This window comes from Arthrobacter sp. AK01, from assembly GCF_021109375.1.
In the GTDB taxonomy this organism is placed as follows: domain Bacteria; phylum Actinomycetota; class Actinomycetes; order Actinomycetales; family Micrococcaceae; genus Arthrobacter.
Map to the genome: position 1 here is coordinate 1 of NZ_JAJOHP010000108.1, position 11634 is coordinate 11634.

General features: G+C 64.1%; 11 protein-coding genes and 2 tRNA genes. 6 read left to right on the plus strand and 7 right to left on the minus strand.

The genetic code is table 11. The features are described 5' to 3' along the window. Positions 1–129 precede the first annotated feature (129 nt). The gene (gene tig / locus LN996_RS22360; protein ID WP_231343276.1) at positions 130–1512 is read right to left on the minus strand and encodes a trigger factor; all 1383 of its coding nucleotides are present in this window, start codon (positions 1510–1512) and stop codon (positions 130–132) included. A 69-nt stretch (positions 1513–1581) separates the two neighbouring features. Next, positions 1582–1656: transfer RNA gene (locus LN996_RS22365), tRNA-Pro, on the minus strand. Positions 1657–1784: 128 nt separating this feature from the next. On the opposite strand from LN996_RS22365, the gene LN996_RS22370 reads away from it, so the two are divergent. Beyond that, positions 1785–1858 (plus strand) — tRNA-Gly (locus LN996_RS22370). A 66-nt stretch (positions 1859–1924) separates the two neighbouring features. On the opposite strand, the gene LN996_RS22375 is transcribed toward LN996_RS22370, so the two are convergent. From LN996_RS22375 to LN996_RS22385, 3 genes are all read right to left on the minus strand, one after another. Next, on the minus strand, positions 1925–2812 hold the full coding sequence (locus tag LN996_RS22375) for an Fpg/Nei family DNA glycosylase (RefSeq protein WP_231343277.1): 888 nt from the start codon (positions 2810–2812) through the stop codon (positions 1925–1927). Next, positions 2812–3294 (minus strand): ribose-5-phosphate isomerase, encoded by a 483-nt coding sequence (locus LN996_RS22380; protein ID WP_308102752.1) that lies wholly within the window; start codon positions 3292–3294, stop codon positions 2812–2814. The genes LN996_RS22375 and LN996_RS22380 overlap by 1 nt, the downstream gene beginning before the upstream one ends. Positions 3295–3382: 88 nt before the next feature. Beyond that, complete coding sequence (locus LN996_RS22385; RefSeq protein ID WP_231343278.1) at positions 3383–4378, minus strand: hypothetical protein; 996 nt, start codon at positions 4376–4378, stop codon at positions 3383–3385. Between the two features lie 133 nt (positions 4379–4511). Here LN996_RS22385 and pepN point away from each other — a divergent pair, with 133 nt between their 5' ends. Together pepN and LN996_RS22395 are read left to right on the plus strand one after the other, a co-directional pair. Further along, positions 4512–7073 (plus strand): aminopeptidase N, encoded by a 2562-nt coding sequence (gene pepN / locus LN996_RS22390; RefSeq protein ID WP_231343279.1) that lies wholly within the window; start codon positions 4512–4514, stop codon positions 7071–7073. Between the two features lie 58 nt (positions 7074–7131). Further along, positions 7132–7611 carry an OsmC family protein gene (locus LN996_RS22395; protein ID WP_231343280.1) on the plus strand — a complete coding sequence of 160 codons (480 nt, stop codon included), beginning with the start codon at positions 7132–7134 and terminating at the stop codon, positions 7609–7611. Here LN996_RS22395 and LN996_RS22400 read toward each other — a convergent pair. Then, positions 7608–8606, minus strand: a complete 999-nt coding sequence (locus LN996_RS22400; protein WP_231343281.1) for an NAD-dependent epimerase/dehydratase family protein — start codon at positions 8604–8606, stop codon at positions 7608–7610. The two genes, LN996_RS22395 and LN996_RS22400, sit on opposite strands and share 4 nt — an antisense overlap. Positions 8607–8693: 87 nt before the next feature. Here LN996_RS22400 and LN996_RS22405 point away from each other — a divergent pair, with 87 nt between their 5' ends. Both LN996_RS22405 and LN996_RS22410 read left to right on the plus strand, forming a co-directional pair. Further along, on the plus strand, positions 8694–9389 hold the full coding sequence (locus tag LN996_RS22405) for a mechanosensitive ion channel family protein (protein ID WP_231343282.1): 696 nt from the start codon (positions 8694–8696) through the stop codon (positions 9387–9389). Then, positions 9382–9858: a globin gene (locus LN996_RS22410; RefSeq protein ID WP_269215891.1), complete on the plus strand. Its 477-nt coding sequence runs from the start codon at positions 9382–9384 to the stop codon at positions 9856–9858. Before LN996_RS22405 ends, LN996_RS22410 begins: the two co-directional genes overlap by 8 nt. Before the next feature lie 4 nt (positions 9859–9862). Here the strand turns inward: LN996_RS22410 and LN996_RS22415 are convergent, their stop codons facing one another. Then, the gene (locus tag LN996_RS22415; protein WP_231343283.1) at positions 9863–10534 is read right to left on the minus strand and encodes a hypothetical protein; all 672 of its coding nucleotides are present in this window, start codon (positions 10532–10534) and stop codon (positions 9863–9865) included. Between the two features lie 63 nt (positions 10535–10597). Between LN996_RS22415 and LN996_RS22420 the strand changes: the two genes are divergently transcribed. Beyond that, positions 10598–11503, plus strand: coding sequence for an acyl-CoA thioesterase II (locus tag LN996_RS22420; RefSeq protein ID WP_231343284.1), 906 nt, complete (start codon positions 10598–10600; stop codon positions 11501–11503). Positions 11504–11634: the final 131 nt, after the last annotated feature.

An 11634-nucleotide genomic window follows, 5' to 3' on the forward strand; every position in this document is an offset into this window, starting at 1 on the left:
CGGGGGGTCTTTCGGCCCCGTCTCGCGCGTGTCCCCCCCCCGCCCCCGCCCCCCCCCCGCACAAATTCCCCCCCCAAAACACCACCCCCCCCCCGCCACTGCCCCGCGGGGGCGGGTCGAAGTCGTTGACTAGAACTTCACTGCTGCGGGGTCGTCGCTTGCTGCAGCGTCGGCTTCCTCAGATGCCTCGACAGCTGCGGCCTCTTCGGCTGCTGCTTCACCGGCAGGACGAACGAAGTCGGTGAGGTCAACCTTGTTGCCCTCGGAGTCGACAACCTCTGCCTGGCCCAGCACAACTGCCAGCGCCTTGCGGCGGCGGACCTCGGAAACCATCATGGGAACCTGGCCGCTCTGGTCAATGATCTGAGCGAACTGGTTGGGGTCCATGCCGTACTGGCTTGCGGTGGTGACGATGTAGTCGATCAGCTCGTTCTGGCTGACATCTACTTCTTCCTTGTCCGCGATGGCGTCAAGGATGATCTCGTTCTGGAACGCACGCTCGGTGTTGGCCTTGACCTCGGCACGGTGCTCCTCGGTGTCGTGGTCACCTTCGCCATGGGCGTTCTCCGGGTTGAAGTGCGCTTCGATCTGCTCTTCGACCACGGAATCCGGAACCGGAACCTCAACGAGCTCAACGAGCTTGTCCAGGACCTTGTCGCGTGCTTCTACGCCCTGCTCAACAACCTTGGAGTCGGCAGCCTGCTTGGCGAGGTCCTCACGGAGCTCGGCAAGGGTGTCGAATTCGGAGGCAAGCTGGGCGAAGTCGTCGTTTGCCTCAGGAAGTTCGCGCTCCTTGACAGCCTTGACAACAACCTTCACCTGAGCGGACTCGCCGGCGTGGTCACCGCCTACCAGCGTGGTGTCGAAGATGGCTTCTTCGTCCGCAGAGAGGCCGGTCACGGCTTCATCGAGGCCTTCAAGCATGGTGCCGGCGCCAACCTGGTAGGACAGGCCCGACGCCGAATCGATCTCTTCGCCGTCAATGGTGGCGGTGATGTCGATGGTCAGGAAGTCATCGTTCTTCGCGGGGCGCTCCACGGACTTGAGCGTGCCGAAACGGCCGCGCAGTTCGTCGAGGGACTTATCGATGTCAGCGTCGGAGGACTCAGCTGCAGCGACCTCGACCTTGATACCGGCGTAGTCCGGCAGTTCGATCTCGGGGCGGACATCGATCTCAACCTGGAACTTGAGCTCGCCATCGGTGGACGTGGGGTCCGGAACCTCGGTGATCTCAACCTCGGGGCGGCTCAGGGGGCGTACGCCCGTTTCCTGAACTGCGGCCTGGTACCAACCGTTGAGGCCATCGTTGATGGCCGTCTCCAGGACGTAGCCACGGCCAACACGCTGGTCGATCAGCTTGGTGGGAACTTTGCCCTTGCGGAATCCGGGAACCTGGATCTGCGAAGCAACGGTCTTGTACGCGGCATCGATACTCGGCTTCAGTTCCTCAAAGGGAACCTCAACGTTGAGCTTGACCCGCGTTGCGGTGAGGTTCTCGACAGCGCTCTTCACAGTCTAAGTACTCCTGATTTTGTGGGTATGGGGTTCTGTCGCGTCCCAAAGGCGGACACAAACACAGAGTCGGGGTGACAGGATTTGAACCTGCGACTTCCTGCTCCCAAAGCAGGCGCTCTAGCCAAGCTGAGCTACACCCCGAACGCACAGGACAGTCTACGGGCAAGCGAGCCAGGAATGCACATTTGACACTGCCGCCGGAATTAGGTTTAGTTGTACCCGGCTTCAACAGCCACCGGGAAGATGTCCAGAACGAGGATATCCGTCCTGGGGACGTAGCTTAATGGTAAAGCCTCAGTCTTCCAAACTGATTACGCGGGTTCGATTCCCGTCGTCCCCTCCAGCAAAAGCGCCCCCAGCCACGGATCGGGGCGCTTTTTTGTTGCTGCCAAACCTGTTTCCGCTGCTGCTACACCTGGCAGCCGGGACACCAATAAAGCTTGCGGGCGCCAATTTCCGCCATGCCCACGATCGTCCCGCAGGCCCGGCAGGGCATTCCGTCCCGCTTGTAGACGAAGTGGGCATCGGCGTCGGGCGCTATCGCAGCGCCACCGGTCCACAGTGTGGGAGGCGTCGTAACAATCCGTCCGTCACGGACTCCGTCGGACATGGTGTCCACAGTGTCGTCCCACAGATGACCGGCGGACTCCGCGTCGATACTGCTTCCCGGGGTCCAAGGATCCAGGGCCTGCCGGAACAGCACTTCGGCGCGATAAATGTTGCCTACGCCGGCCAGAACCGATTGGTCCATCAGCAAGAGGGCAACCGCTGTCTTGCGGCGTCGGAGGCGGCGGATGAATTCCTCGCGGTCCCCTCCCCTGTTGTGCAACGGATCAGGGCCCAAGCGATCCAGCACGGCTTGGGCCTGAGCCGAGGTGACGGCAGCACAGGTCGTGGCACCGCGGAGGTCGGCCCAGCCGTGGTCGGACACCAAACGGACGCGGACGGCACCCACGGGAGGAGGCGGTCCGGCGTATCCAGTGTCATCGGCCGCGGGCCCGGTCTCCTTTTCTCCGATGCGACGGGGAGCACCAATACTGGAGGCTCCCGTAAAGGTGCTGTCACCACCAAAGTTCCACGCACCGTACAGTCCAAGGTGGACGTGGAGGAACACTTCGTGGTCGAACCTGAGGAACAGCTGCTTCCCATGGGCCATGGCCTCCACCATGGTGTGCCCGGTCAGCAGCTGGGCTCCGGCGGCAAACCGTCCTTGCGGACTGGAGACGTCCAGGCGCCGGCCGCCAAAAACATCCTGGAATTGGCGGGCCAGGCGGTGGACCGAGTGCCCTTCAGGCACTACTCGACGATTTCGCCGGTGGTTTCGTACACGGCAATTTTTCCGATGCGGCGCACATGGCGTTCGTCGTTGCTGAATGGTTCCTGCAGGAACGCTTCGATGAGCTCGGTGGCTTCTTCAACGGAGTGCTGGCGGCCGCCGACGGCAATAACGTTGGCATCGTTGTGCTCGCGGGCAAGCTTTGCGGTGGAAAGGTTCCATGCCAGCGCAGCGCGAACACCCTTGACCTTGTTGGCGGCGATTTGTTCGCCGTTGCCGGAGCCGCCCAGCACGATGCCCAGGGCGTGGACACCGGCTTCCTGGTCCGCAACGACAGCAACACCGGCATTGATGCAGAACGAGGGATAGTCGTCCAGTGCGTCGTACTCCTTGGGACCGTGGTCCACCACGTCATAGCCCTTGGCGGTGAGGTGGCTGACCAGGTGGGCACTGAGCTCCATGCCGGCGTGGTCGGTGGCGATGTGGACGCGGGGTGTAGTCACAGGAAGTCCATTCTTTCTGGCGCGCGGCTACGGCCTATGGCCGGGCGCGGCGATGAGGGATGCGCTACCTAGGGTACCGCTACCCGCGTTATGGGGCCTGCCCGTCCTCATGTGCCCGGTGGGCGGCCCTGTTCAGAACTCCCGCAAGGTTGTCGGCTGAGGCCTTTGTGCCGGCGCTGAGCGCCACCCGGCCTCCATTGAGTTTCCGGACGACGACGGCGGGGCCACTGCTGACGAGCATCGCCGTGGCGTCGTCGTGGTGCCGCCAGCCCCAGCCGCCGTAATCGGCAGCCTTCACCTCGGTGGGTGCTGCCGCTGCGATATCGACGGCGGGAACCGTCAGGACACGCACGATGCCACCGGCAAATACCTGTAATCCCCCACGGTCGGCACGTACTCGCGCGAACAGGAACCCGGCGCCACCCAGAGCAGCCACCGCCACCAATGCCCCCAGCCATGGGACTGCGATCGCTATTAAGGCAGCCGGGAACAGTGCGGAGACAATGATCATGACGAATACCGAACTCCGGGCATGCACCCACAGCCTGAGCGAGTCACGCGCCAGGTCCGGATCTTCGAGAAGGCTCAGTTCCTCCTGCAGCGCAACGTCGTCCTCCCGCGTCCACCGCGGGTCGGGCTTGAACGCGAACATCATGACGACGCCCAGGGCAACCGCCGCCCCACTGCCCATGGCCAGGATGATCGGGTCCACGTGGGACTGTCGGGCATCAGCCAACCCTGACTGGCCGACCAGTCCGGCGGCCAGCACCGTGGTGATGAAGAGGCTGACCATCAGGCCCACGCCCATCATGACGCGCCGCATAACTACAGGCCGGGTAATGGATACCGCTTGGAGGAACACCGCCCACCCGCAGAAGGTGATGAGCGCTGCGCCGCCCGCGACGTAAGCTCCGAACGGCGCGAAAGAACTGCCGCCGTCGGAGTTCCACATGACGGCAACGGGGTTCGGGAGGTCGTTGCGCAGCATTTGGGCGCACACCGCGAAGCCCACGGCGAGGAGCAACGGAAAGGCAACCGCAAACCTCAGTGCGCGGAAATCGAGAGTGTCCCGGAACGATCCCATGATCCAACGCTACTCCGTGGGGCGACACTGTGGTGTTCGCTCCTTGCCTTCCCGGCCCGGAGTGAAAGAATGGCTTCACACCAGGGTCCGGCCGCGATCGGCTGGCCATCCCAAAAACTTCCGGAGGCACCACTTGCCAGGCCTGAACCTTACGCGCGATGAAGCCGCGATCCGCGCCCAACTGCTCAACGTCGAGTCGTACAACGTCACCTTGGACCTGACCCAAGGCAACGAGACCTTCGGCTCCACCACCGTGGTCACGTTTTCTGCGACGCCGGGATCCTCGACGTTCATCGATGCCATCACCGATGCAGTACACAGCGTGACGCTGAACGGCACGGAACTCGATCCCGCCGAGGTCTCGGACGGCGTCCGCATCCAACTCCCCGGCCTCGCCGCCCGGAACGAACTTGTAGTCGTGGCAGACGCCCCGTACATGAACACCGGCGAGGGCCTCCACCGCTTCGTTGACCCTGTTGATGGCGAGGTGTACCTGTACACGCAGTTCGAAGTTCCGGACTCGCGGCGCATGTTCGCTGTCTTCGAGCAGCCCGACTTGAAAGCAAGCTTCACGTTTACCGTCACCGCGCCCTCGCACTGGGACGTCATTTCCAACTCCCCCACCCCGGTTCCCGTTGAAGCGCCGGCTGCCGGCGATGGCGGCGCCCGCTCAGTGTGGGAGTTCGCGCCCACCCCGCGCCTGTCCTCCTACGTCACCGCTTTGATAGCCGGCCCGTACCAGTCGGTCCGTTCCGAGGTCACCAGCTCCGACGGCCGCGTCATCCCGCTGGGAGTCTTTGCCCGGAAGTCGCTCATGCAGTACCTCGATGCGGACAACATCTTTGAACTGACACGACAGGGTTTTGAGTTTTTCGAGGCACAGTTCGGCTGCCCCTACCCGTTCGAAAAGTACGATCAGTTGTTCGTCCCGGAATTCAACGCCGGGGCAATGGAAAACGCCGGGGCCGTCACCATTCTTGAAGGCTATGTCTTCCGCGGCAAAGTAACCGGCGCGCAAATTGAGCGCCGCGCCATCACCGTCCTGCACGAACTCGCGCACATGTGGTTCGGGGACCTGGTGACCATGCGCTGGTGGAACGACCTGTGGCTCAACGAGTCCTTCGCCGAGTACATGTCCCACCTGGCCGCCGTGGAGAACACCGAGTTCGACCGGGCCTGGACCACGTTCGCGTCCGTGGAGAAGTCCTGGGCCTATAAGCAGGACCAGCTCCCCACCACGCACCCGATTTTTGCCGAGATCAACAACCTCGAAGACGTGGAGGTGAACTTCGATGGCATCACCTACGCCAAGGGCGCTTCGGTTCTGCGCCAGTTGGTGGCCTGGGTGGGCCCGGAACAGTTCATGGCCGGGGTCCGCACGTACTTCGCCAAGCACGCCTGGAAGAATACCGAACTCGCCGACCTGATGGTGGAACTCGAAGCCGCGTCCGGCCGCGACCTGGACGTGTGGGGCAAACTGTGGCTGGAAACGGCCGGCGTCAACACGCTGGCGCCCGAGCTGACCGTTGACGCCGATGGCTCCATCACCGGCTTCGCGATCCTGCAGACCGCCATCGCCGAACAGCCCACCCTCCGCCCGCACCGCCTCGCCGTCGGCTTCTACACGCTCTCCGGTGACGGCAGGCTGGAGCGCACCCACCGCGAGGAGCTGGACGTCGACGGGCCCCGCACCGAGGTACCCGCCTTGGTGGGGCTCACCCGCCCGGACCTGATCCTGCTCAACGACGATGACCTCGCCTACGCCAAGGTCCGCCTCGACGAGCATTCCCTCGCCACAGCCAAGGCCCACCTCAAGGACTTCGCAGCCAGCCTGCCCCGCACCCTGGTCTGGGGATCGGCATGGGATGCAGCCCGCGACGGCGAAACCCCTGCCCGCGGCTATGTGGACCTGATCCTGGCCAACATCGCCCACGAAACGGATTCCTCGGTGATCCTGGTCCAGCTGCGCCAGCTCGCCACCACCCTGACCTACTACGTAGCGGCAGAACACAAGCTGGACACCACCATCGCGGCCGCCGATAAACTCCGGGAGCTCGCAACCTCGGTTGAAGCCGGCTCAGATGCCCAGTTACAGTTCGCCAAGTCTTTTGCGCAGCTCGCGCGCAGCGGCGGCCAACTGGACCACGTACAGGCACTCCTGGACGGGACGGAAACCCTGGAAGGCCTCACCATCGACCAGGACATGCGCTGGGAGCTCCTGACCGCCCTCGTGGCCGGCGGACGGCAAGGCCAGGAACGCATCGACGCCGAACTTTCCCGCGACAACACGTCCAACGGCCAAAATGCCGCCGCCCAGGCAAAGGCAGCCATCCCTACCGCTGAGGCCAAGGCAGCAGCCTGGGAGTCGATCGTGGTCAAGGGAGAGCTCTCCAACGCCTTGCAGGCATCCGCTGTGGCCGGCTTCATGCGCGTCCAGGATGCTGCCTTGTTGGAGCCTTTCGCTGCTAAATACTTCGACGCCGTGCCCGGGATCGTCAAGGACCGCACACACGCTCTTGCCCAGCAGATCGTGGTGGGTCTCTACCCGGCGCAGCTCACCACCCAGGCCACAGTGGACCGCACGGACGAGTTCCTGGCCGGACTTCCCGAAGAAAGTGCGGCCTTGCGCCGCATGATGCTCGAAAACCGCGACGGCGTGGCCCGCGCCCTCCGCGCACGGGCAGCAGACGTCTAGCCCCGGCACCACATGAGGCTCGTGCGGACAGTTGGTGCCCCATAGCTAAACTGTCCGCATGGGCCTCAATGAACACCACTACGCGCTGACCGTCCGCTGGACCGGAAACCTGGGCGAGGGCACGGTCAGCTACAGGGGATATTCCCGGGACCATGATGTCGACATCCCAGGCCTTCCCACCTTGCAGGGTTCTGCGGATCCGACCTTCCACGGAGACCGGACACGCTATAACCCGGAGCAACTGCTGCTCGCGGCCTTGTCTCAGTGCCACATGTTGTCTTTCCTGCACGTTGCCGTCAAGCACGGCGTGGTGGTCACCGGCTACGAGGACAACGCAGAAGGCCTCATGAAACTCAACCGGGACGGCAGCGGGCAATTCGAGAGCGTGACGCTCAAACCACACGTCACCATTGCCGATCCCGGCCACGCCGGCTTGATGCCACAGTTACACCACGAAGCCAACCAGGTCTGCTTCATCGCCCGCAGCGTCAATTTCCCGGTACGGCACGAGCCAAGCACGACGGCGGCGGCGGCCTAACGCTGTTCAGCCCGCCATTGCGCCACGAGCCGTTGTTCGGTTTCCCGGCTCAGCCCCGCTTTGCGGTCCCTGTTCAGGCCCTTGTGCCTCTCATCCTCAAGTGTCGCTGCCAGCGTCTCCTGCCACGGCCGCAGGAGCATCCCCCGCTCCCGTGCAGCACGGTTGGTCCGCGCCTGGAATCCGTCATGATCCGCCGGCAACCATAACGGCAGTGAGTCCGGCCCCGCCCAGAAGTCCACCCCTTGCTCCACCAGCCACGCTTCGTCAGCCCGGACAATGTTTCCAGCCGGAGCCCCGGCTGCATGTTGGGACTCGGCGATGAAGTCATCAAACCCCACAACGTCCCCCAGCGCGTTGTAGACGCCAGTCAGTCCTTGTTCGGCCGCACGCAGGATCCACGAGGCCAGGTCCCGCACATCGATGATCTGGGTGGCGGCGTCCGGGACATCGGGCACCAGCACCGGATCATGGTTGGCCGCGAAACGGGCAGGCCAGTAACCGTAGCGATCCGTACCGTCACCTGGGCCTCCGATGAGCCCCGCCCGGACGATGTGGGCCTTGTCCCCCACCGTGGTCAGCGTCATCTGCTCAATTGCCGACTTGGACTCGCCGTAGGTTTCCGGAGTGCCCGCTTGGCCAGCCGGCAAGGGTTCCAGAAGTTCCGCGCTTTCATCGGCGCCGGGGACCGAGTGGTCCGCGTAGACCGAACAGCTTGAGACAAAGGTCCAATGGCCTGCTGCCGGGCCCAGCACCTCCAAGGCCTGGCCGGCCTGGACGGGATCGCGGGACACCTCAATAACCGAGTCCCAGCCGCCGTCGAGGTCTGCCAAGGCCGCAGCACCCAAGGAACGGTCCCCCCGTACCCAGGTGGCGCCGTCGGGCGGATTCGCTGAAGTACCGCGGGCAAAACAGGTGACGTCGTGCCCGGCGGCAACTGCCTGCCGTGCGATTTCTGCTGACAGGAAGGCTGTGCCACCGAGGACCAGGATGCGCATACCGTCACGCTACGGCGATAGGGTTGTAGGTGGACAGAGTGTTCCGCGCCCGGCGAACACGGGCCGACGACAAGGAGCTATTCCACCTTGACCTCCATCCCCCTGGCAGAAATTGTCACTTTGGAACCCGAAAAGATCGATCTCGTATCCATCCTCATCACCGTTGGCGTGGGCCTGGGTGTGTGGATCGTGGCGAGATTCGTTATTTTGCGCATCACCCGAAGAGTGTCCGCGGGAAGTTCCTTCTTCAAGAAAGCCCACTTCAAGTGGGTGCAACCAGCCATCCGCGCGCTGGACCACGAACGCCGCTCGCAGCGCGCCGAAACCATCGGCACGCTGCTGACGAGCCTTGTAAGCGTCGTGGTGGTGGTGATTGTGATCATCTACGTCCTCAAGTACATGAACGTGGACGTCGCGCCGCTGTTGACCAGCGTCGGCATCCTGGGTGTCGCCATCGGTTTCGGTGCCCAACAGTTGATCCGTGACTTCCTCGCGGGAATCTTCATCACCATCGAAGACCAATACGGAATCGGCGACGTCATCGTCACCAGCGAAGTGGTTGGTACCGTTGAATCCGTGGGCCTGCGCATTACACGGGTCCGCGCTGAGGACGGGGCGATCTGGTACCTGCGGAACGGTGAAATCCTGCGGGTGGGCAACCGCTCCCAAGGTGATTACGTTCCGCTCGAGACACCTGAAACGAACGAACCCGGCGCTGCGGCTGCACCCGTAACTGCAGGCGCACCCCGCGTGACCAAGGCCGAGGAGAAGTCCAATGAGTAACAACGCCGGCGCACAACCGCCAGCACCACAGGTGGGCCCCCGACGCCAACTGATGCAGAACGATCCCTTCAGCCAGCCCGCCTACACGGACAGCTTCTACGCCGCAGTTGGCGGCCACGAAACGTTCGTCAAGCTCATCGACGTCTTCTATGACGGCGTGGCCACGGACCCGTTGCTGCGTCCGATGTACCCCGAAGAGGACCTGGGCCCGGCAAAGCGCCGCTTCCTCATGTTCCTGGAGCAGTATTGGGGTGGTCCCACGACCTACGGTGAAGAGCGCGGCCATCCCCGGCTACGCATGCGCCACATGCCGTTCAGGGTGACCCCGGAAGCCAAAGACCGATGGTTGTTCCACATGCGGACGGCCGTGGATTCCTTGGAGCTCTCGCCGTTGCATGAAGGCACGCTGTGGGACTACATGGAGCGGGCCGCGCTGACAATGATCAACAGCCCGTCGGCTGGCGCCTGACCCCCTAGAACCCGAGTCCCAGGCCTGCGCCGGTGCGAACCAGCACATGGCCGCGGGGGCCGCTCAGGCGGAACCAGCGGCCGTTACGGAACACGTGCTGCTCGGCGTCGCCCAGGAAGCCCAGGGCGAAAGCGGCGAACGCCGCCCCGGCGGGAAGGCCGGTAGCGCCGGGAAGTTCACGGCCCCAAACAGCTGCCCGGGCGCTGTTTACCACTGCGGCTCCCGCCAAGGCAGGAATCACGCCGGCCACCTCCGCGATGCCGGCCTCCGCTGCCGACTTGAGGTCGGCGTCGTGCATTGTGCCCCGGGCCTCCCAGCCGCTTCGGGGGGCGCCAACGCCCGCCCAGGACTCAGAAACGGTCGACGGCGGGATGGGCAGTTCCACATCCTCGGCGGCCGAGCGGGCCAACCGGTCCATGACGGAGGCAAGGGTGACGGTGACATCTGCTTGCGCCGGCTCGGCGAGGGCCATGGTCCGCAGGCCAAGGATGGTGGGGGTGGACTCCCCCAGGATTCGCGGCCTCAGGACACACACATAGGCAGCCAGGACGCTGCCCGCGGCCTGGAGGCGGATGGCTCCGTCGTCGATGCTTTTTGCCCGGGTAACGAAGGTCCGCAGGTCTGCGAGGTCACGGGGATCGGCGAAGCGGAAGGACTGGGTCAGGACGTCTGTCACATCATCGACTCTACCGGCATGTCCCCGGTTGAGAGGGGTCGGGGCGGCGTCTAAAGTCGAACCATGACTGAGACGAACGCTGGCCTCGAGGTGGAAGCACCCGTAGAAGACCCCATGGAAGTGCTGATAGGCCTGCTGGATCTTGGCGACTTCGACGGTGCCAGGACCAACGAGGACATCTTCCTGGGCCCGTCGCAAAAGCAGCCCCGGCATCGTGTCTTTGGCGGTCAGGTTTTGGCCCAGTCAATGATGGCCGGGATGCGGACAGTCGAGCCGGACCGGGCGGCGCACTCCATGCACGGCTATTTCCTGCGGCCAGGTGACGCCAACAAGCCCATCACGTTCGGTGTCGAGAGGCTGCGGGACGGGCGTTCGTTCTCGGCCCGCCGCGTGCACGCGTACCAGGACGGTGTGCCGATTCTTTCGATGATCGCCTCGTTCCAGGTGGAAGACAGTGGCCTGGACCATCAAGCAACCATGCCCGAAGGCATCCCCGATCCCGAATCACTACCCAGTACCGCAGAACTTCTCTCCCACTACGACCACCCCATGGCGCGGCACATGTCCTCGGAGCGTCCTTTCGACGTCCGACATATCGACCCCGCACTGTATGTTTCCCCGCCAACGGAGCACGTAGCCACCAACGCGGTGTGGATGAAAACAATGGGTCCCCTGCCGGATGATCCCAATCTGCACCGGGCGGCCTTGGCTTACGCAAGCGATTACACACTGCTGGAGTCCATTCTCCGCAAGCACGGCCTTGCCTGGATGACGCCTGGCATGAGTGTCGCCAGCCTCGACCACGCCATGTGGTGGCACCGGCCCGTGCGCGTCGACGAGTGGATGCTGTACGTCCAGGAATCCCCCAGCGCCCAAGGCGCCCGGGGGCTTGCCACGGGCCGGATCTTCAACCGCGACGGGCAGCATGTTGCCACCGTAGCGCAGGAAGGCATGGTCCGGATTCCGTAGCACGGATCCGTTCCTACGGATATACACGCAGAAAGGGCCGGGCCCCAGGGGCGGGCGGTGGGATTTTGTTGGGGGGGGGTTGTGGGGGGGGGGGGGGGGGGGGGGGGGGCGGGGGGGGGTGGGGGGCGGGG